23 protein-coding genes are annotated in these 21,099 nt (G+C 55.6%); 4 read left to right on the top strand and 19 right to left on the bottom strand.

The annotated features are described in order from the left end of the window. Window positions 1–26 precede the first annotated feature (26 nt). Window positions 27–266, bottom strand: coding sequence for a cytoplasmic protein (locus tag JQ822_RS12190; RefSeq protein ID WP_213133680.1), 240 nt, complete (start codon window positions 264–266; stop codon window positions 27–29). Beyond that, window positions 263–1,129 carry a pyridoxine/pyridoxal/pyridoxamine kinase gene (gene pdxK, locus JQ822_RS12185; protein WP_213133679.1) on the bottom strand — a complete coding sequence of 289 codons (867 nt, stop codon included), beginning with the start codon at window positions 1,127–1,129 and terminating at the stop codon, window positions 263–265. The genes JQ822_RS12190 and pdxK overlap by 4 nt, the downstream gene beginning before the upstream one ends. Before the next feature lie 82 nt (window positions 1,130–1,211). On the opposite strand from pdxK, the gene ptsJ reads away from it, so the two are divergent. Then, window positions 1,212–2,504 carry a MocR-like B6 salvage transcription factor PtsJ gene (ptsJ, locus tag JQ822_RS12180; protein WP_213133678.1) on the top strand — a complete coding sequence of 431 codons (1,293 nt, stop codon included), beginning with the start codon at window positions 1,212–1,214 and terminating at the stop codon, window positions 2,502–2,504. A gap of 13 nt (window positions 2,505–2,517) precedes the next feature. Continuing rightward, on the top strand, window positions 2,518–3,234 hold the full coding sequence (locus JQ822_RS12175; RefSeq protein WP_213133677.1) for a type 1 glutamine amidotransferase: 717 nt from the start codon (window positions 2,518–2,520) through the stop codon (window positions 3,232–3,234). Window positions 3,235–3,291: 57 nt separating this feature from the next. On the opposite strand, the gene cysM is transcribed toward JQ822_RS12175, so the two are convergent. From cysM to JQ822_RS12125, 10 genes are all read right to left on the bottom strand, one after another. Continuing rightward, window positions 3,292–4,203: a cysteine synthase CysM gene (gene cysM / locus JQ822_RS12170; protein WP_213133676.1), complete on the bottom strand. Its 912-nt coding sequence runs from the start codon at window positions 4,201–4,203 to the stop codon at window positions 3,292–3,294. Between the two features lie 68 nt (window positions 4,204–4,271). Continuing rightward, window positions 4,272–5,369 (bottom strand): sulfate/thiosulfate ABC transporter ATP-binding protein CysA, encoded by a 1,098-nt coding sequence (gene cysA / locus JQ822_RS12165; protein WP_213133675.1) that lies wholly within the window; start codon window positions 5,367–5,369, stop codon window positions 4,272–4,274. After that, complete coding sequence (gene cysW / locus JQ822_RS12160; RefSeq protein WP_135324821.1) at window positions 5,359–6,234, bottom strand: sulfate/thiosulfate ABC transporter permease CysW; 876 nt, start codon at window positions 6,232–6,234, stop codon at window positions 5,359–5,361. The genes cysA and cysW overlap by 11 nt, the downstream gene beginning before the upstream one ends. Next, entirely contained in the window at window positions 6,234–7,067 is an 834-nt protein-coding gene (gene cysT, locus JQ822_RS12155; RefSeq protein ID WP_096756246.1) for a sulfate/thiosulfate ABC transporter permease CysT, read from the bottom strand. Before cysT ends, cysW begins: the two co-directional genes overlap by 1 nt. After that, window positions 7,068–8,081, bottom strand: coding sequence for a thiosulfate/sulfate ABC transporter substrate-binding protein CysP (cysP, locus tag JQ822_RS12150; RefSeq protein WP_213133674.1), 1,014 nt, complete (start codon window positions 8,079–8,081; stop codon window positions 7,068–7,070). Window positions 8,082–8,238: 157 nt separating this feature from the next. Next, a complete protein-coding gene (gene ucpA, locus JQ822_RS12145) occupies window positions 8,239–9,030 on the bottom strand; it encodes an SDR family oxidoreductase UcpA (protein ID WP_213133673.1) in 792 nt (263 codons plus the stop codon). A 207-nt stretch (window positions 9,031–9,237) separates the two neighbouring features. Continuing rightward, on the bottom strand, window positions 9,238–10,137 hold the full coding sequence (gene yfeX / locus JQ822_RS12140) for a porphyrinogen peroxidase (RefSeq protein WP_213133672.1): 900 nt from the start codon (window positions 10,135–10,137) through the stop codon (window positions 9,238–9,240). A 93-nt stretch (window positions 10,138–10,230) separates the two neighbouring features. After that, window positions 10,231–10,806 carry an RpoE-regulated lipoprotein gene (locus JQ822_RS12135; RefSeq protein WP_213133671.1) on the bottom strand — a complete coding sequence of 192 codons (576 nt, stop codon included), beginning with the start codon at window positions 10,804–10,806 and terminating at the stop codon, window positions 10,231–10,233. 60 nt (window positions 10,807–10,866) lie between these two features. Beyond that, window positions 10,867–11,316 carry a DUF2919 domain-containing protein gene (locus JQ822_RS12130; protein WP_213133670.1) on the bottom strand — a complete coding sequence of 150 codons (450 nt, stop codon included), beginning with the start codon at window positions 11,314–11,316 and terminating at the stop codon, window positions 10,867–10,869. Further along, window positions 11,303–11,728 carry a GNAT family acetyltransferase gene (locus JQ822_RS12125; RefSeq protein WP_135324815.1) on the bottom strand — a complete coding sequence of 142 codons (426 nt, stop codon included), beginning with the start codon at window positions 11,726–11,728 and terminating at the stop codon, window positions 11,303–11,305. Before JQ822_RS12125 ends, JQ822_RS12130 begins: the two co-directional genes overlap by 14 nt. Before the next feature lie 212 nt (window positions 11,729–11,940). Here JQ822_RS12125 and amiA point away from each other — a divergent pair, with 212 nt between their 5' ends. Further along, window positions 11,941–12,810, top strand: a complete 870-nt coding sequence (gene amiA / locus JQ822_RS12120; RefSeq protein WP_213133669.1) for an N-acetylmuramoyl-L-alanine amidase AmiA — start codon at window positions 11,941–11,943, stop codon at window positions 12,808–12,810. A gap of 2 nt (window positions 12,811–12,812) precedes the next feature. Next, window positions 12,813–13,712 carry an oxygen-dependent coproporphyrinogen oxidase gene (hemF, locus tag JQ822_RS12115; RefSeq protein WP_213133668.1) on the top strand — a complete coding sequence of 300 codons (900 nt, stop codon included), beginning with the start codon at window positions 12,813–12,815 and terminating at the stop codon, window positions 13,710–13,712. A 122-nt stretch (window positions 13,713–13,834) separates the two neighbouring features. Here hemF and eutR read toward each other — a convergent pair whose 3' ends face one another. From eutR to eutH, 7 genes are read right to left on the bottom strand one after another with little or no spacing between them, the layout of a single operon-like run. Continuing rightward, on the bottom strand, window positions 13,835–14,887 hold the full coding sequence (gene eutR, locus JQ822_RS12110; protein WP_213134074.1) for an HTH-type transcriptional regulator EutR: 1,053 nt from the start codon (window positions 14,885–14,887) through the stop codon (window positions 13,835–13,837). Window positions 14,888–14,935: 48 nt separating this feature from the next. After that, complete coding sequence (gene eutK / locus JQ822_RS12105; protein ID WP_213133667.1) at window positions 14,936–15,481, bottom strand: ethanolamine utilization microcompartment protein EutK; 546 nt, start codon at window positions 15,479–15,481, stop codon at window positions 14,936–14,938. An 11-nt stretch (window positions 15,482–15,492) separates the two neighbouring features. Beyond that, window positions 15,493–16,152, bottom strand: coding sequence for an ethanolamine utilization microcompartment protein EutL (gene eutL / locus JQ822_RS12100; protein WP_096756235.1), 660 nt, complete (start codon window positions 16,150–16,152; stop codon window positions 15,493–15,495). A 9-nt stretch (window positions 16,153–16,161) separates the two neighbouring features. Continuing rightward, a complete protein-coding gene (gene eutC, locus JQ822_RS12095) occupies window positions 16,162–17,058 on the bottom strand; it encodes an ethanolamine ammonia-lyase subunit EutC (protein WP_213133666.1) in 897 nt (298 codons plus the stop codon). Between the two features lie 20 nt (window positions 17,059–17,078). Further along, window positions 17,079–18,440 (bottom strand): ethanolamine ammonia-lyase subunit alpha, encoded by a 1,362-nt coding sequence (gene eutB / locus JQ822_RS12090; RefSeq protein ID WP_005121914.1) that lies wholly within the window; start codon window positions 18,438–18,440, stop codon window positions 17,079–17,081. A gap of 11 nt (window positions 18,441–18,451) precedes the next feature. Continuing rightward, a complete protein-coding gene (eutA, locus tag JQ822_RS12085; protein ID WP_213133665.1) occupies window positions 18,452–19,855 on the bottom strand; it encodes an ethanolamine ammonia-lyase reactivating factor EutA in 1,404 nt (467 codons plus the stop codon). Further along, entirely contained in the window at window positions 19,852–21,099 is a 1,248-nt protein-coding gene (gene eutH, locus JQ822_RS12080) for an ethanolamine utilization protein EutH (protein ID WP_213133664.1), read from the bottom strand. Before eutH ends, eutA begins: the two co-directional genes overlap by 4 nt.

The raw sequence follows: 21,099 nt of genomic DNA, 5'->3' as shown, positions 1-21,099 counted from the left end.
CATTTTTTTATACACTTCATCCGGCATTAAATGCGCGCGGTCACCGGACGATAACACGCCTCGCGCATCAGGATTTTCATCCCTTCCGGCCCGCTTTCCAGCATCCGTCTTTCTGAATCCGCCACCAGCAGCTCACAGTCATACCCGCCGGCAATGCTAAACATGGCGCGCGCCACGCAGATATCCTCCAGCGCTTCAGTACCGCTGGTATCAAAATGCCCTACCATTCTTCCATGCTGGCGAACCACCAGCCGATAACTCTTCATCGCGCCTCCCCTGCCGGTGGCAGAATTAATTCATCGCAACCGCACTGGTGCGTCCACGTCATCACTTCCAGCACGCGCTGTGCGGCATCGTGCGTGGCGGTGGTGAGAGGTTTCCCTGACACAATACCGCTCACCAGCTCGGCGCAAAACAGATCGCCCGTTCCCTTGAGATCCGTTTTCACCCGCGGATGAGCTAACACTTCCACCGTCTGTGCCGTCACTACCGCCACGTTGATAACCTCCTCGGCATCCCCCGGCGCGCTGGTAATCACCACCCATTTCAGCGTGTCGGTAAGCAGGGATTTTGCCGCCAGAATCGCCTCATCAAGCGTGCGACACGGTTTTCCGCTCAGCATTTGCAGCTCAAACACGTTCGGCGTCAATCCCTGCGCCAGCGGGAGCAGGGACTTGCGGTACGCCTCCGGGATTTCAGCCTTCACGTACATCCCGCTATCGGTATCACCAATCACTGGATCGACCAGAATGCACAGTTGTGGATGCGTGGCGCGAACAATTTCCAGCCACTGCGCGAGCAGCGCTATCTGCTCCGCGCTCCCCATATAGCCGGTGGTTACCGCTTTTAGCTCACGTAAAGCATCGCGCTCATGCAAGGCAGTGAGGAAACCGTTAAACCAGTCGCCTGGAATAACCCCGCCGTAAAAGGTCTCATAATGTGGGGTGTTACTGAACAGCACCGTCGGTACGGCCGTGACCCGTAACCCATGTGCTTTAATGGCCGGCACAGCAATGCTGTTGCCTACGCTGCCATATACCACCTGTGACTGGACGGCGACGATATCGGTTTGCAACGCCCGATGTTTGTCGTCGAAGAGCACTGACTGTATTTCACTCTCCTGCTCCATAAACCTCTCCTCTCGCTGGACAGCGGGCTGATGCCTCACTATTATCGTCATATGCTAAAATTCATTTTGTCATAGGTCAATAATGATCGACGGAAAAACCGCTAACGAAATTTTTGACAGTATTCGTCAACATGTCGCTACAGGCACGCTCGTACCCGGAAACACGCTGCCGCCGGTCAGGGAGCTGGCAACGGCATTAAACGTTAACCGCAATACTGTCGCAGCGGCATATAAACGACTGGTCACCACCGGACTGGCGCTGAGTCAGGGGCGTAACGGCACGGTTATCAAAGGCGTATCTTCCCCTGTAGCACTCGAAGGCAGTAGCCCGGACACCCCCCTTACCGACCTTTCCGGCGGTAACCCTGCGCCTCGTCGACTGCCCGATCTGAGCCGTTATTTCGCGAAGATAAATAAGAATCCGCGCCTGTATGGCGACGCCGCCGTCTCCCCTGGACTTAAAGCGTGGGCGACGCAATGGATGCAGGATGCCCTGCCCGGCGCAGGTGAAATTGATATTACCAGTGGTGCCATTGATGCCATCGAACGACTACTGTGCGCCCATTTGCTGCCAGGCGATAGCGTCGCCGTTGAAGATCCCTGTTTTTTAAGCAGCATCAATATGCTGCGTTATGCCGGGTTCTCGGCAAGCCCGGTCAGTGTGGACAGCGAAGGCATGCAACCAGACATGCTGGAACTCGCCCTACAGAAAGGGGCGCGGGCGGTGATCCTCACTCCACGCGCACACAATCCAACAGGCTGTAGCCTGAGCGCTGCCCGTGCCGCTCGGTTGCAGGAAATCCTGGCCCGCTACCCACAAACGCTGGTGATTATCGACGATCACTTTGCGCTACTGTCTGTTTCCCAGTGGCATCCGGTGATTGCTGCACAAACAAAGCACTGGGCCATTGTCCGTTCGATGTCGAAAACATTAGGCCCGGACCTGCGCCTTGCCATCGTCGCCAGCGATCCAGACACCTCTGCAAGACTGCGCCTGCGGCTCAACTCCGGCAGTCAGTGGGTCAGCCATCTGCTGCAGGATTTGGCCTGCGCCTGTCTGAGTGACGAGACTTATCAATATACGCTGGCGCAGACTCAGCAGTTTTACGCCGAACAGCAACAAAAACTGACCGATGCCCTCCGACAGCACGACATTAAGCTTGCCGCAGGCGATGGTTTGAATCTGTGGCTGCCGCTGGAAACCCACAGCCAGTCACTCGCTTTTGCGCTGGCGAAGGCCGGCTGGCTGGTACGTGAAGGCGAAGTATTTGGCATCGATGCGCCGTCACACGGCCTGCGCATTACGCTGTCAATGTTAGAAGACAACGACATTACCAGGCTGGCGGCTGATATTCATCAGGCGCTCAAGCGCTAACAGGAGAGAAAACGTGCGAGTTCACTTTGTAATTCATGAGTCATTTGAATCTGCTGGCGCATACCTGCCATGGGCCGAAGAACGCGGTTACGCCATAAGTTGGTCGCGCGTCTACGCCGGAGAGTCCGTTCCCGCCAGCGCCGACGGCTTCGATATGCTGGTGGTGTTTGGTGGCCCACAGTCACCACGAACCACGCAGGCAGAGTGCCCATACTTTGACTCTCAGGCCGAGCAACATCTGATCAACCAGGCAATTGCGGCACGTAAAATTGTCGTCGGTATCTGCCTAGGTTCACAGTTGATTGGCGAGGCGCTGGGTGCGAAGGTGTGCCAAAGCCCGGAAAAAGAGATTGGTCACTACCCCATCAGCCTAACCGAAGCAGGTAAAGCACATCCGCTGATCGCCCACTTTGGTTCGCCGCTGGTGGTCGGGCACTGGCATAACGATATGCCGGGGTTAACCGATCAGGCGGCAATTCTTGCCGTAAGCGAGGGCTGCTCGCGACAAATTGTGCAGTACGGTAATTTTATCTATGGTTTCCAGTGCCATATGGAGTTTACCACGGAAGCGGTCGAAGGATTAATTCAGCACTCTGAGCAAGAGTTGTCCGAAGCCAAAGGGAAGCGCTTTATTCGTTCTGTTGAAGAGATGCGTACATGGAATTACCGGCAAATGAATGAGAAGCTGTGGCAGTTCCTGGATAAACTGGTCGAGAAACACGGCGGATAATGTGCAGAGATGCCTGATGGCGCGACGCTTCTCAGGCATCTCTGAATCGGGAGCGGCTTAAATCCCTAATCCCTGGTTGAAGTGCTCTTCGCCAAAGACACCCGTTGAGAGATAGCGATCGCCGCGATCGCAGATGATCGCCACCACCACTGAACCCGGGGTTTGTTCAGCAATCCGAATGGCCCCCGCCACCGCGCCACCAGAACTCACGCCGCAAAAAATACCCTCGCGAACCGCCAGCTCACGCATTGTTTTCTCGGCGTCATCCTGATGAATATCCAGCACTTTATCGACCAGCGAAGCGTTAAAAATCCCCGGCATATACTCTGCAGGCCAGCGGCGAATGCCCGGAATACTGCTGCCCTCTTCCGGCTGCAGGCCCACGATTGTCACCGGTTTTTCCTGCTCGCGCAGAAAACGCGACACGCCGGTAATGGTGCCAGTGGTCCCCATACTGGAGACAAAATGGGTGATACGTCCTGACGTCTGCTGCCAGATTTCGGGACCGGTGGTAGTGTAATGCGCATACGGGTTATCAGGATTGTTAAACTGATCGAGCAGAGTACCCTCACCGCGCTGAGCCATCTCAAGGGCTAAATCGCGCGCCCCTTCCATGCCCTGCTCTTTGCTGACCAGAATCAGTTCGGCGCCGTAAGCACGCATCGCGGCACGGCGTTCCTGGCTCATATTGTCCGGCATTAACAGCTTCATTCGATAACCTTTCAGCGCGGCAATCATCGCCAGCGCAATCCCGGTGTTGCCGCTGGTCGCCTCAATCAGCACATCACCGGGCTTAATTTCTCCACGCTTTTCCGCTTCGACAATCATCGACAGCGCGGCGCGGTCTTTCACCGAACCCGCAGGATTATTCCCTTCCAGTTTGACCCAAATTTCACTGCCGTTATCCGGCGTCAGCCGCTGCAGTTTGACCAGAGGCGTATTGCCTATTGTTTGTTCTAATGTGTTCACGAACCCTGTCCAATAAAAAAGCCCGGTAAGCGTCGCGCCACCGGGCGATAAACATACGAATTAACCTATCAGGCGGATTGTGCCAGAGCAAGCTCCGCTTCGCGCGTTTCAATGCGCTGTTCGCCATTGTACAAACGTGCATTTTGCAGCCCAACAAACAGGCGTTCACCGCGGCCTGGAGGGTTATCACCCTGCATTACCACCGTCAGCGGCTCGTTATACCACCCCAGCGGCTGCACAACTAATTGGGTGTAGTGACCTTTCGGGCTGGCTTCCAGCACCTGAACCGGCAGCGGTGAATCGAGACTGGTACGGCGGCTGACGTCCACTTCCCACGGGCGCAGGAACAGATCGACCGGCCCCTGATACGCAGGCGTATACCCCAGCGGCCAGCGATGTGCGCCAACGTGGAATTGACCGCCGCGAACCGTGCCCTGCAGGCGGTTAACTTCGCCCATAAACTCCAGCACAAAGCGGGTGGCCGGTTCGCGCCATACCTGATCCGGCGCATCGGCCTGCTCGATACGACCCTGGCTCATCACCACCACGCGGTCTGCAACTTCCGTCGCTTCTTCCTGATCGTGGGTGACAAACACGCTGGTGAATTTCAGCTCTTCGTGCAGTTGGCGCAACCAGCGACGCAGTTCTTTACGCACCTGGGCATCAAGCGCGCCAAACGGCTCGTCGAGCAGCAGGATCTGCGGCTCCACCGCCAATGCGCGCGCCAGTGCCACACGCTGCTTTTGCCCGCCGGAAAGCTGTGCCGGGAAGCGATCCGCCAGATGAGCCAACTGCACCATTTCCAAAAGCTTGGTCACTTTTGCTTTGATGGCGGCGGCATTTGGACGCTCGCGGCGCGGCAGGACCGTCAGGCCAAAGGCGATGTTGTCGAATACGGTCATATGCCGGAACAGCGCGTAATGCTGAAATACGAACCCCACCTTGCGGTCACGGGCGTGCAAGCGGCTGACGTCCGTACCGTGAAAACGAATATGCCCGCTGGACTGATGCTCCAGCCCGGCAATAATGCGCAGCAGTGTGGTTTTACCCGAGCCGGACGGCCCCAACAGTGCGACCATCTGACCTGAAGGAATATCCAGCGAGATATCGTTCAGCACCTGGGTGCGACCAAAAGACTTCTTAATATTGGCAATCTCAATGCTCATGATTTTCCTCCTGCTGCGCGCGTTTTTCCTGGTTTTCCAGACGCCATTGCAACATGCTCTTTAAAAACAGGGTAACAATCGCCATCAGCGTTAATAACGCCGCAGCGGTAAAGGAGCCGACGGTGTTGTAGTCCTGCTCCAGTAGTTCAATCTGTAGTGGCAGCGACAGGGTTTCGCCGCGAATCGAGCCGGACACCACCGACACCGCACCGAACTCACCAATCGCGCGGGCGTTGGTCAGCACCACGCCGTACAGCAGCGCCCAGCGAATATTCGGCAACGTCACGCGACGGAACATTTGCCAGCCGGATGCGCCAAGCAAAACAGCCGCTTCGTCTTCATTGCTGCCCTGGCTTAGCATCACCGGCACCAGCTCACGCACTACAAACGGACAGGTGACGAAAACCGTGACCAGCACCATTCCCGGCCAGGCGAACATAATCTGCAGGTTGTGCTCATCCAGCCAGCCACCGAGCGGACCGTTGGAGCCGTAAAACAGCAGATACACCAGACCAGCGACCACCGGCGACACGGCAAACGGGATATCCAGCAACGTCAGCAACAGCTGGCGACCCGGGAAGTTAAAGCGCGTCACCAGCCACGCCAGCAGCACGCCAAACACCAGGTTCACCGGTACAGCAATCAGCGCAATTAGCACCGTTAGCCAAATGGCGTGCAGCATGTCCGGGTCGGCCAGATTCTGTAGTACCGGCATTAATCCCTTGCTGAACGCCTGCACGAAGATGTAAATCATCGGCACCAGCAAAATAAACGCGGATACCAGCATACCCGTGCCAATCAGAAACCATTTCCCCCAGTTAATGCGGGGCGCGCCATAGCGTTTCAATTGAGTAATCTCTGCCATCAGTGACCTACCACGCGTCGACCAAAGCGACTTTGCAGGGTGTTAATCGAAAACAGCAGCAACAGCGATGCCCCGAGGATCACAGAGGCAATCGCGCTGGCAGCCGGGTAGTCAAACTCCTGCAGGCGGACAAAAATCATCAGCGAGGTGACTTCCGTTTTCCACGCGATGTTCCCGGCAATAAAAATAACGGCGCCAAACTCCCCCAGACTGCGGGTGAAGGACAGCGCGATACCCGCGACCAGCGCCGGGGATAATTCCGGCAGCACCACTTTACGAAAGCTCTGCAACCGCGTGGCGCCCAACGTTTCTGCGGCTTCTTCATACTCCGGGCCTAACTCTTCCAGCACCGGCTGTACGGTGCGCACCACGAACGGAATGCTGGTGAACGCCATGGCTACCGCAATACCAAGCCAGGTGTAGGTCACCTTAATATCAAGCTTCGCCAGCCACTCGCCGTAAAAACCGTTCACCGAAAACAGTGATGCCAGCGTCAGACCTGCTACCGCCGTAGGCAGCGCAAACGGCAGGTCCATTAACGCATCCAGCAGCGTGCGGCCCGGAAAGCGATAGCGGGTTAAGATCCACGCCATCAGCAGGCCAAACACGCCGTTAAAAATCGATGCCACAAACGCGGACAGCAGCGTCACCTTATAGGCTGCCACCACCTGCGGGTTGGTGATCACTTCCCAGTATTGTGCCCAGCTCATTTGCGCCAGTTGCATCACCAGCGCACTGAGCGGCAGCAGCAATATCAGGCAAACAAACAGTAAGCTAGTGCCCAGGCTCAAGGTAAAACCGGGCAGCACGCGTCGGGAGGAAACAGCAAACATTTACTTACGCCCCGCCGCCAACAGTTTGTCCAGCTCACCGCCGCTGACAAAATGCGTTTTCATCACGTCAGGCCACGCGCCAAACTTTTCTTCCACGCGGAACAACTCAGTCTGCGGGAATTTATCTTTCAGCTTGTCCATCACCTGCGGGTTATTCACGCGGTAGTAGTAATCCGTGATGATGGTCTGCGCCTGCGGACTGTACAGCCAGTTCAGGTACGCTTTCGCGGCTTTCTCGGTACCGTTGGCCTGCACGTTTTTATCTACCCATGCCACCGGGAACTCGGCGAGGATATTGGTTTTTGGGATAACCACTTCAAAACCCTGCGCTTCATACTGTTTACGAATGTTGTTCACTTCTGATTCGAAGCTGATCAGCACATCGCCCAGACCGCGCTCTGCAAAAGTGGTGGTGGCACCACGACCGCCGGTATCAAACACTTCGACGTTTTTCAGGAACTGGGTCATGAACTGTTCGGTTTTGGCTTTATCGCCACCGTCAGCTTTATCCGCAGCACCCCACGCCGCCAGATAGGTATAGCGCGCATTGCCGGAGGTTTTCGGGTTCGGGAAAATCAGTTTCACATCAGAACGCACGAGGTCATTCCAGTCATGAATGTTTTTCGGGTTCCCCTTACGCACCAGGAACCCCATTGTGGAATAGAACGGCGAGCTGTTATTCGGCAGGCGGCTTTGCCAGTCGGCGGGGATCAGTTTGCCTTTGTCATGCAGGATCTGCACATCGGTGACCTGGTTATAGGTCACGACGTCGGCTTTCAGCCCTTGCAGAATCGCCAGCGCCTGTTTCGATGACCCGGCATGAGATTGTTTAATCGTCAGCTTGTCACCGCCGTTATCCTGCGCCCATTGCTGTTCAAACGACGGGTTAAGGGCGGCAAACAGTTCGCGAGACACATCATAGGAGCTGTTCAGCAGTTCCGTTGCCTGCGCCTGACCAACCAGCAGCAGCGCCGCCAGCGTCAGGGTTCTTTTTTTCAGTAAGTTAACGGCCATTGCGCACCCTTATAAATTTAATGACTTTCTTATGGTCATCATATTTATAACGGGAGTAAAAGGAGTAACGGTTTTATATACCGTTTGATGATTTGAAAGTTGAAAAGAGAATAAGAGAATCCCTCCCCACACAGGGTGAGGAGGAGACAGGCATCAATCAGACGCCGACGCTCACGCTTTCTGGCAGGGTACTGCCGCCATCAATCACGTTTTGCGTGCCAGTTAAATAGCTAGATTCATCTGATGCCAGGAACGCCGCCAGTTCACCGACTTCAAGCGGACACGCCAAACGACGCAGCGGAATGGCTTTTGCCATTTCAGTTAACACCGATTCAGGATCGTCCGGATTAGACTGACGCGCAATGTTTTCCGCCATTGGTGTACGGACGTAGCCGGGACAAATGGCATTGACGCGGATGCCGGACTGCGCGTATTCCACCGCCAGCGATTTGGTTAAACCGATAATTGCGGCTTTCGACAGCGCATAGGCTGTTTCGCCCGGATCGGCCACCATATCGCCCGTTACGGATGACATCATCACGATGCGCCCGTCCTTGCGATCAATCATCTCCGGCAGAACGGCTTTCGTCACGTTCCAGACGCCTTTAATGTTGATATCAATATGGAAGTCACGATCTTCATCACTCATTTCAAGGAAGCTGCCGAGACGGCACACGCCCGCATTGTTGACCAGAATATCGATTTTGCCTTCAATCTTCTTCGCGCGTTTCACCGCCGCGGTGACAGAAGCAAAATCTCTGACGTCCGCATGAACCGCTGTACAGCGGTGACCGCGTCCAGCCAGTTCATCCGCCAGTTTTTCAATCTCATCGGAGATATCCAGCAGGATTAAGTTCGCGCCGTGGCGGGCAAACGTTCTGGCGATCCCTTCGCCAATGCCCTGCGATGCGCCCGTAATCAATGCTGTTTTGCCCGTGAGTTTTCCCATTTCAATATTCTCCTTTTGAATATGAAGCCTCCGCTTCATTCACGCAAAAGATACAGCATTAACAAATTTGTACTGAGGAATAGCTCACTAAATCAGTTTAATCTCAGGTAAAAAAATCCCCGGCGATGCGGGGAGATATCTTTTATGTCAGTTGTGGCTCCTGTAGGCGCCCGGTAAGCGTCAACACCACCGGGCAACACAGGGAGACTACAGCGCCATTAAACGATCCAATGACGGCGCAAAGTAATAGCCGCCGGTCACCGGCTTGGTGAAGCGCAGCATGGCGTCACGCTTACCGTCGGTGTCACCAAACATGCTCAGCAGTTGCTGTTCAATGTTGTACAGACGCGCGCAGTAGGCGCAAAAATAAAGGCCGTGCGTGCCGCTGGCCGTGCCGTACGGCAGGCTCTGGCGCACAATTTTCAGCCCTTTGCCGTCTTCTTTGAGATCAACACGGCTCAGGTGAGACGTCGCCGGGCGGTCGTCGCCGTCGATCTCTTCGTTAGCTTCCTTGGTACGACCAATCATCATTTCCTGGTCATGAATGCTCATGCGGTTCAACTGTTTCAGGTTGTGTTCCCAACGCTGCACGAACACATAGCTGCCACCGGCATCCACGCCATCTTTGATGACCGCAACTTCACGACGCGTTTCTTCGCCCGCCGGGTTTTCCGTACCGTCAACAAAACCGCTGAGATCGCGCTCTTCAACCCAACGGAAACCGTGGATCTCTTCTTTCACTTCGATGCAGTCGCCAAAGGCTTCCATCGCCGCCTGCGCAACGGAGAAATTCACGTCATGACGCAGGGAAAGAATGTGGATCAGCACATCATACTGGGTTGCCGGTGCCAGACCTTTACCGTAAGGGATAAAGTCTTTCAGCTCTTCAGCGCCCACGCCGCCGCTCAGTGTGCGCCAGGTGTTGTTGCCGAAAGCAACGACCGCACCGAGATGCACATCCGGGAATTTCGCTTCAAAGGTCGCCAGTTTATCTGCAAAGATTTTGCTGGCCGCACGCAAAGCCTCAACGTCGCCTTTAACATTGGCTTCAATCCAAATCGCCGCACGGCAATGTTCTGGCAAAATGCCACTCTGAACCTGAGACATTGTTCCTCCTGAAAAAAAGATGCCACGACATCGTGGCATTGATGGGCGTTATTCTACCTGTTTTTTTAGTCCGTCGATTTGTTCAGACGCAAATTAACGCCGCCAGATAATTTTGCTCACTTTCCAGTCTTTCAGCATATCGTCAGACGGCATTATGCCTTCAGGCCCGCTCCACTCGCCGGAGAAAATGTAGCTAATATGCTGACTTCCTTCAGCTTTACACTCAACGCCCGCGCTGTCGTCACCGGTCGCTTTCTGGCAATTACCGAACGCTTTGGTGTAAAGGTCGCTAAACGGTGTACCGATTTCTGCACCGGATGCTGACGAAATATCACTGTCCAGCACATCAATACGACTGATGGTTCCCTGGCTACCATTGATAACCATCGCCAGCTTGTCATCTTTCATCGCTTCATAAAAGCGCACCACATTGCCGTTATCGGTTTTCATCCCGCTGCGCAGGCGATAATCTCCGTCCAGCGCATCGGCGATGGCTTTCTCATCCAGCGGCGTCGCGGCGGTGAGTTGTCCCACCCCCTGCTCGGTGACCTCCGTCGAAGAACCAAACCAGTTCCACGGATTTGCGGCGGACCAGTTCACCGACGAGAGCGTCGAGCAGCCAGTCAGCACCAGCGGCATCGCGCATAACATCAAACGCAGCGATTTCATCTCACATCCTTTCTTTATTAATTAACGTTGCTTGGAGTCCGACTTCATAAAAAAGTGCCGTTATTCTTTTTCGATGGAAAAACAAGCACGTAAACGCGGGTTCGTCAGTAGCCAGACCAGTGCGACAATATCTGCCACCAGCAGCGCCAGCCCGACGCCATTAACAGGATCGCCGCCCAGCCACAAAACAGGCTGCCAGCAGAGCAACACCAGTTGAGCGAGGATCAATGATCCGCGCAGCCAGCGCCATAACACAGGAAAGGCAAAACGCCTGCCGCTGAGTAAAAACGCCAGCACCGCCGGAACGCCGGGGAGCAATCCCAGCCAGAACGCATCATGATCGGGGTAAAACAAATTCAGTAAGGTGTTGCCCTGCTCGCGCGAAGATCCCGCAATCACAAACAGCACCCAGGTACGCGCCTGAAGCAGCAGCACGCACCAGAACAAGACAGGCAGGCGTAAACGACCATGAGCGTCATAGTCGGTGGAGTGAAACTCAGTACTCTTCATCTTCGATCAGGCGTTTGCCCAGATTGAGTACGTCAGCATGTTCATAGCCCAGACGTTCATACATGCCCAGCACGACGTCGTTATCGTCACGCACCATGATTTGAATCTTCGGGCAGCCGCGGGCAATGAGCTTTTTCTCCAGTCGGTTAAGCAGCGCATTCGCTATGCCGCGACCGCGAAACTCAGGGTGTACGCCGAGATAGTACGCTGACCCACGATGACCATCGTAACCGCCCATCACCGTGCCAACCACCTCGCCGTTCACCTCTGCGACGAGGAACAAGCTGACGTCGTGATTCACTTTGCGCTCAATGTCCATTTCTGGATCGTTCCATGGACGCAGCAAGTCGCAGCGCTCCCAGAGGGTAACGACCTCTTCGAAATCTTCCTGGCGAAATACGCGTATCTCCATGGTATTGAGACCCTTTTTAGCCCTAAAAATAGTGATTATGGCGCGAACAACTGATTTAGCCAATATCTGACGCGAAGCGGCGGAAAAAATGGCATAATAGGGAACTGTCACGTATTGAAATGAAAAATAAAACAATTATCATCCCGATCCGTCGCAACGGACTACGCGATACGATATAACATCTGGAACTTATTTATTACAACTCAGGCCGTATGAGCACTTTTAAACCACTAAAAACTCTCACATCGCGCCGCCAGGTGCTGAAAGCCGGGCTGGCAGCCCTGACGCTGTCAGGCATGTCGCCAGCCATCGCTAAAGAAGAAGCGCTAAAGACCAGCAATGGACACAGCAAACCGAAAGCGAAAAAATCAGGCGCTAAGCGGGTTGTGGTACTCGATCCGGGTCATGGGGGGATCGATACTGGCGCGATTGGTCGCAACGGTTCGAAGGAAAAACACGTGGTGCTGGCGATTGCCAAAAACGTGCGTTCCATCCTGCGTAGCCAGGGGATCGATGCGCGACTGACGCGTTCCGGCGATACTTTTATTCCGCTGTATGACCGCGTCGAGATCGCCCACAAACACGGTGCCGATCTGTTTATGTCGATCCACGCCGACGGTTTTACCAATCCCAGCGCGGCAGGCGCATCGGTCTTTGCTCTGTCTAATCGCGGTGCCAGTAGCGCCATGGCGAAGTATTTATCCGATCGTGAAAACCGCGCCGATGAAGTCGCCGGGAAAAAAGCCACCGCCAAAGATCATTTGTTACAGCAGGTACTGTTCGATCTGGTCCAGACCGACACCATTAAAAACAGCCTGACCTTGGGTTCGCACATTCTGAAGAAGATCAAACCGGTACACCGTCTGCACAGTCGCAGCACGGAACAGGCCGCCTTCGTGGTGCTTAAATCCCCGTCAATTCCTTCGGTACTGGTCGAAACCTCGTTTATTACCAACCCGGAAGAAGAACGGCTGCTGGGCACGACTGCATTTCGTCAGAAAATTGCCACCGCTATTGCCAACGGCGTTATCAGCTATTTCCACTGGTTTGATAACCAAAAAGCCCATTCGAAGAAACGTTAATCATGAAGCCCGATGCCCAGCGCGTAAAACAGTTCCTGCTCAGCCTGCAGGATGATATTTGCCAGCAGTTATCCAACGTTGACGGCGCTGAATTTGTTGAAGATAACTGGCAGCGCGAAGCGGGTGGCGGCGGGCGCAGCCGGGTACTGCGTAACGGCGGTATTTTTGAACAAGCGGGCGTGAATTTTTCCCATGTCCATGGCGACGCGATGCCAGCATCAGCGACAGCACATCGGCCGGAACTCGCCGGGCGCAGTTTTGAAGCGATGGGCGTGTCACTGGTGGTGCACCCGCTCAATCCGTATATTCCCACCAGCCATGCCAATGTGCGGTTTTTTATTGCCGAAAAACCGGGTGCCGATCCGGTGTGGTGGTTTGGCGGAGGCTTTGATTTAACGCCTTATTACGGTTTTGAAGAAGACGCCGTTCACTGGCACCGCACCGCGCTTGAACTGTGCCAGCCGTTTGGCGACGACGTTTACCCGCGCTATAAAAAGTGGTGCGATGACTACTTTTTCCTCAAGCACCGTAACGAACAGCGCGGTATCGGCGGACTGTTCTTCGACGATTTAAATACCCCGGATTTCGACCACTGTTTCGACTTTATGCAGGCGGTTGGCGCAGGTTACACCGACGCGTATCTGCCTATCGTTGAGCGGCGCAAAGCGATGGTTTGGGGTGAGCGCGAGCGCAACTTCCAGCTTTATCGTCGTGGGCGCTACGTGGAGTTCAACCTGGTGTGGGATCGCGGCACGCTGTTTGGCTTACAGACCGGCGGGCGTACAGAATCCATTTTGATGTCGATGCCGCCGCTGGTGCGCTGGGAGTATGACTGGCAGCCGGAAGCGAACAGCCCGGAAGCTGCCCTTAGCGACTTTATTCAGGTGCGCAACTGGGTGTAATGGCCAGATAGCGGCACTATTCGTAGGCCGGATAAGACGCAAGGCGTCGCCATCCGGCAGCGCAGTAACCACAATTGCCTGATGGCGGCTAACGCCTTATCAGGCCTACTCAAGCCATATCATCATGCCCACTGGCGCATACGTTGATGCAGCGTCAACGACGGTTTCTCGGCAAACAGCTGCTGGTAGTCGGTGGCGAACTGCCCTAAATGCCAGAATCCCCACTGCATGGCAGCGTCTTTTACCGTCGTACTCTGCGACCACGGGCTAATCAACTCTCTACGCACTGCATTCAGGCGGATCCGTTTAAGCCACGCGTTCGGGCCAATCCCCAGAATGGCGTGAAAAGCGTTTTGCAACGTCCGGCGACTGACATGCAGCTGATTGCACAGGTCGAGCACGGTCAGCGGCTCCGACATATTTTCCAGCACATATTCACGCGCACGCGAAAGCAGCCGACGGTAACTTTGATGGCTAATGCTCTCGGCGGTCATGATCGGCTGCGCTTCTTCCAGCATGGTGCCCATCGCCAGCAGCAGGTTATCCCCTAACACTTTGCGCACCGCGGGCTGATGAAGATTCGCCGGGTTTTCGCTAAACGTCGCCAGCGCCTGTTGCACAAAGCCCCATAACGCCGCTTTGTGTTGTTCTTTCACTTCCAGCGCCGACTGGTTGCGCAGCATATGCAGCACTCTTTCCGGGTTATGCAGGAAGTTAGCCTGACGGGCAATCGCCTCTTCGGAGATAACAACGCCAAGAATGGTGTAGTCATCCGGCGTACTTAGCTCAAACTCCGTCCCGCCCGGGCGAGTCGCAATTTCAGCGCTACCAAGACATTGGGTACCAATGAACCCCTGTTCGCCGCGCGTAGCCGGAATACCAAACCAGAATGAATTTGGCCAGACGAGACAGGACTGGCGCAGCGCCAGACCGGTGTATTCACGGAACACCTGAATATCATCAAGCAGGATTTCCGTGAACTCGCCATGAAATTTTCCTGGGTGCAGCTGATCATAGATCTGCTGCCAGGCGGTAATGGTCAGCGCGTGCTCATACACATCCGTCGTTCGCCGCTGATGAACGTTGTCCACTTCCACTTTCGGCGTAAGTTTAACGTCTTCGGGTAATACTTCATGATAAAGATGGTGCAGGTTTGCAGTACGTTTCTTTTTCATGACCTTTGCAGCCGGAAGCTTCATTGAAGCCCCCGGCCCTCCGACAGGTTAATTTTTTAAGCGATAGCGACTACTGCGTTTACGCAACGCTCCGGCAGAAAAGAGCTGTTCCAGCGCAATTCTGGCTTTATCAAGTGACCAGCCAAAGTGCGCGGCCACTTCCCCTGCCGTCATTCCCTGACGGACCGATGTTAACAGCGCCAGCAATTCATCAGAGGATTCAGATGACACAGGCGCTTCCTGCGTCTTCTCTAAGGCCACATCTGATTTCACTTCCGGCTTTTGCTCTGGTTTCTTCGGTTCTGGTTTCTTCGGCTGGCGCGTAAAACCGCCGATCAGCCACTGGGTGTCATCATCCGGCCGCCCTATCTCCTTGCGGCTGATAACACGTCCTGTACGCGCTGCGGCAGCACAACCGGCATCCAGCGCTGCACGGCATGCGGCCAGATCGCCTTCCACCACCAGCGTCAACCTGCCAGGATCGAGCACCTGGTGGCTGAGCAGACGCACGTTCGCGGCTTTCAGCATGGCATCCGCCGCGTCTACGGCAGCCACCATGCCATCCACTTCCAGTAATCCCAGTGAATTGATCATTGCAACCTCTCTTACGCGCGCTGGACAGGATTACGGGCAATATCCAGAACAGCATCAGCGAAGGCGTTACAGGCAGCTTTACAGGCGGCCTGGCTACCGGTTAAGAACGCCGCTGAGTAGTTGGTTTCTGACGGTGGCGGCACATAGGTGACAATCTGTACATCGGCAGATTTCAGCGCGGCATCAATCCCATATGTTGCTTCTAATGGCGGGGCCACCAGATAAGCCATCGGGTCACCCAGTACGCATCCTGCGGTGGCAGAAAGATACGAACCGGTACGCGAGACGACGTGTGCCAGGAAAGCCGTATTTTCTGCATCATTGGCCCACTGGAACGCTGCGCCATTTTCAATATTGGCAACCATCGCATCCAGACCCGCACGAACTTCTGCCGGGTTAGGTCCACCGAGCATAATCAGCACCTCACCTGCGGTTGGAGAGGGTCCGTGCGCCGCACCGGCATACAGCGAGCGGCCATAAACCACTTCTACCATTGCCTGTTTTGTCGCTTCGTCTGCAGCAATATACGCCACGTCATCAGAATCTGCTGTGATGAGTCCGAGGCTACGTATATGTGGCGGTAATTTAAGTTCGCGGGCAAAACCGTCATTTACCGAGGCAATCACGCGCATCGCGGTGACTGAAGGTCTGATCAAATCTAATGCTGGCATGATGCCTCCTTAACGGGTCATGTTGATGCCGGACGCTTTTTGCTCCAGCATACGTTTGGCCAAATCCACGATTACCGCCGCCGCTTCAACCGGTGGCGTACCGCCCTGGTGAATGTTCGAGATACAGGTACGGTCAGCCTCAACGGTGGTCGCCACGCGCGGAGAATAAACGGCGTAGCAGGAAAGACTTTCCGACTGGCCCAGGCCCGGACGTTCACCCACCAGCAGGATCACCGCTTTCGCGCCGAGCAACTCGCCAATCTGATCTTCGATTTTCACGCGGCCATAGCGAACAAAGAACGGCGTGCCGACCTTCAACCCGGCCTGTTTTAAGCCTGATAACAGCGGCGGCAGGATCTCTTCGTAGTTGGCGGTGATAGCGTCAGTAGACAGGCCATCAGAGACGATCACCTGCACATCCGGACTCATTACGCACTGGGATTTCAGCGCTTCAATCGCTTCTGCACTCAGACGACGACCGAGATCCGGGCGCGTCAGATACAGGTTTTTGTCGCTGATTTCTGAGCGCACTTCCAGCAAGCCTTGCGCTTTCACCCACTCTTCCGGCACTTCTTTCAGTACCGTATCTTTCGAGCGTGAGTGGTCAGCCAGGAAACGCAGCAGCGCCTGAGTGCGCGGACGCGGACCCGCACGACCGGTGCATACACGCGCAGCGGTGCTACGGCGCAGCTCTGTCAGCACTTCTGCGCGGTGCGGATTTTCAACGCCAATCCACGCTTTCGCTTCGGCTGAACCTAAGTCCATCGCACAGCTTTCACCCGTTGGTGCGGCACACTGCGTGGTGCTGCATTTCACCTCTGGTGACGGCGCTTGAGCCTGCGGCTGTGACTCTCCCATTGACGCCATAACGCTGCGTACAATTTCTTCAATCTGTTTTTGATCCATCGTGTGTCATCCCCGCGTCATCAGAAGAACAGTGACGGATCGCCCGCCCGTTTGGTCAGGCGACCGTTTGCCATAATGCCCATGGTTTCCAGCCAGCGTTCAAACTCCGGTGACGGGCGCAGGTTCAACAGCTGGCGCACGGTCGCGGTGTCGTGGAATGCGGTGGTCTGATAGTTGAGCATGATGTCGTCACCGAGCGGCATGCCCATGATGTAGTTGCAGCCAGCGGTGGCGAGCAGAATCATCAGGTTTTCGTTGAGGTTCTGGTCAGCATCGGCATGGTTGGTGTAACAGCAGTCGCAGCCCATCGAAATGCCGCTCAGCTTGCCCATGAAGTGATCTTCTAAACCGGCGCGAATAATCTGACGGTCGTTATAGAGATACTCCGGCCCGATAAAGCCCACCACGGTGTTCACCAGGAACGGATCGTAGTGGCGAGCCAGCCCATAGTTACGTGCTTCCATCGTCACCTGATCGGCACCGAAGTTAGCGCCAGCAGAAAGCGCTGAACCCTGCCCGGTTTCAAAGTACAGGCAGTTTTCCCCGGCGATACGGTTGAACTCAGCGCCCACTGCGCGCGCTTCATCCAGCATTGCCAGCTCAACGCCGAACTCTTTCAAGCCCTTCTCACTGCCGCAGATACTCTGGAAAATCAGCCCGCCCGGCGCGCCGCGACGAATCGCTTCGATCTGTGTGGTGACGTGTGCCAGTACGCAGCCCTGGGTCGGGATGTTGAACTTGTCGATCACGCCATACACGGTATCGAGCACGCGGCTTAAGTTTTCCACGTCATCCGTTACCGGGTTAACGCCGATCACCGCATCGCCCGCACCGAAGGACAGTCCTTCATAGATTTGTGCGGCAATACTCTGCACGTCGTCACGGGTATCGTTCGGCTGCAAACGACAGCTGAAGGTGCCCGGCAAACCGATAGTGGTGTTGGCTTTTTTGATCACCGGCATTTTTTTGCCGCCGTAGATCAAGTCCGCGTTGGAGCAAATTTTAGCCACGCCTGCGACCACTTCTGACGTTAACCCTTTGCGCATAAACGCAATGTCATCGACAGAGGTTTCATCACTCAACACGTACTCGCGCAGCTCACTGATGCTCCAGTTTTTGATGCGGTTATAAGCCGTTTCGTTGACGTCATCCTGAATCAGACGCGTGACGCAGTCCTCTTCATAGGAAATCACCGGGTTGTTGCGGATATCCGCCACCGTCATTTCCGACAACACCTGTTTGGCCGCCACGCGCTCTTGCGAGCTTGTCGCGGCGACACCTGCCAGCACATCCCCCGAACGCAGTTCGTTGGCTTTTGCCAGCACCTCTTTTACATCCTTAAACTGATAAACATTGCCGAACAATGTGGTCTTTAGTTTCATAAGTCGTTCCCTCAGGAAGGAAATGCGAGTGATTTCACCGTCACCGGCACAACCGATCCGCCAAAAAGAGGCGTACCAATGTCGATATAGTCCCCCGCCCGGACAACCACCTCATCGATGACTGCCAGCGGGTGTTGCTGTAACTGTGGGCGCAACAGCATGCCCAGGGCTTTACCAAAATCCTGCTCGGCTACCACCAGCAGGGGATGCGGATTTGGATAGCGCGCGACAAAGGCCTGCAGCGCATCAATGACCGTTAGCAACGCGGCGTAGCGCACTGGAAGCCGAGCAGGCAGCGCCAGCACATAGGCGTCTGTTTTCGGGTCAAGGTCGAGCTGCATCAGCGCCTGCTGCCAGGCCGTTACTAAATCAGCCTCATCAACCGGGATCGCCACCGGCAGATTGCGCAGCGGAAGCGCCACACCCTCCAGCCAGATGGTGCTGCCCGACAGCGACAGCGTATGCGCCCCGGCGCCAATCACCGTGGCGCGCACGGTTTGCGCCGGGAACTGCACGTTCATCTCACGCAGGCGCGGATGTTCATGCAGCGCCGTCGCCAGCAGCGGTCCAATGTCAGCAAAACAGAACGGATCGGCAGGCTGGTTGCGGTAGCATTCGCCCACTCCCCCGGAAAGCGTAATCACATCCGGTTTCACGCCCGCAGGCAGTAAACCGGTTTGCATCAGCGCCTGCGCCAATGCAGAAGGCGTGCCGTCAATCACTTCCACTATCAGATTCGCCATACGCCGCGCGACCTGAATCAGCTGTGCGGCATTAAGCGAACGGGCGTCGGTACCGGCACCAAAAACTTCGTCGACGATCATTTGCCCAGGCTGGTGCGCATGAACCACGCGCCCCTGACCGTCGGTTTCCAGCAGTCGCCCGCCGACGTTCAGGCAGGCCGAACCGCTGACTTTGCCGGCATCAAACAGCACGTAGTTCGACGTACCGCCACCGATGTCGATATTCAGCACGCTGCACAGACGCTGTTCAGACAGGGTTTGTGCACCCGCGCCGTGACCGGCAATCACTGATTCCAGGTGTGGACCGGCGCTGGCCACCACGAAGTCGCCCAGAGACTGGGAGAGTGTCATCACCGCGGGTCGTGCGTTGCGGGTTTTGGCACTTTCCCCGGTGATGATGATCGCGCCTGAATCAACCGTTTCCGGCGCAATGCCCGCCGCCTGGTACTGAGCGAGGATCAGCGCCTTTAGTTCGGCCTCTTTCAACCCGCCCTGCTTATCGACGGGGGTGAAGAAGACCGGGCTTTGCCAGCTAATTTCGCGTTTGATGAATTCGTAGCGCGGCACCTGCGACACTGCCGCACGGTTAACCAGCTCAAGGCGCGAGAAGATCACCTGAGTGGTGGTGGTGCCGATATCGATACCGACGCTCAGTAGCTGGCGAGTATTCACGATTGCGCCTCCGCTTTTGTTTCAGCGGCGTCAGCATCGACGACTGCCGGAACGTTTTCGTCTTTCGGTACCAGCAGCATCGCCACGCCAATCGCCGTCACGCCGCCAATCAGCTTGCCGACAATCATCGGGAAGATCATGGCGTTCATGTTTGCAGCGGCGAAACCTAAATGGTCACCCAGAGCGAAGGCTGCTGAGACCGCGAACGCGCAGTTGATTACCTTGCCGCGGGTATCCATATTTTTCATCATGCCGAACATCGGGATGTTGTTCGCCAGCGTCGCCACCATACCCGCAGCAGCGATATTGTTAATTTTCAGCAAATTACCGACACTCATCAGCGGTTTTTCAAACCAACGGGTCAGCAGCAGTACCATCGGGTAAGCCCCGAGCAGTACGCAGGAAATAGAACCGATAACTTCGATGGCGCGCATCACTTCGCCCGGTTTGTCACCCGCCGCCATAAAGATAGGGTCAAGACCCGGGATCAGCTCCCAGCCAAGCAGGAACTTGATGACTGCCGCCGCCAGACCGATGGTGATCAGCGCCACCAGGAATTTGGCGAAGATCTGGAAACCATTGATCATTTTTTCCGGGATAAATTTCAGCCCCAGCGCCACCAGCACCGCCACGATCAGCACCGGGATCATGTTCATCAGGATCAACGCGAAGGTGAACTCCACAGGTTGCCCGTTGATTTCCACGCCGGAGTACATCGCCACCAAACCGCCCGCAATACAGCCAATTGGGATGGTGACGATACCGGCCAGCACGCCCAGCGCCAGATAACGACGGTCAGACGGTTCAATAATCCCCAGCGCAACCGGAATGGAGAAGACCAGCGTCGGCCCCATCATTGCCCCAAGGATCAGGCCAGAGTACAGCCATGCGGCCACGTCGCCGCCCGCCAGTTCTTTCGCCAGGAAGAAGCCGCCCATATCGCACGCCAGCAGCGTACCGGCAAACATCGACGGGTTCGCGCCCAGCATTTCATACAGCGGAATGATCACCGGCCCAAGCACATGCGCCAGTACCGGCGCCAGCGCGGTCATACCGACCATCGCCAGACCCAGCGCGCCCATCGCCATAAAACCTTCTTCAAACTGACCGCCCGATCCCTCGATGCTCTTACCAAACTTACCGAGGAAACGCGCTGAACCGCCGAACTGCGACAGGATCCTGTCCACGGCGGCAATCAGCATAAAGAACATCATGATGTACATGATGATTTCGTTAATTCCCAT

This window comes from Citrobacter sp. FP75 (assembly GCF_018342065.1).
In the GTDB taxonomy this organism is placed as follows: domain Bacteria; phylum Pseudomonadota; class Gammaproteobacteria; order Enterobacterales; family Enterobacteriaceae; genus Citrobacter.
The sequence above is the reverse complement of the archived record's forward strand: the minus strand, read 5'-3'. Positions and strand labels throughout refer to the sequence as shown.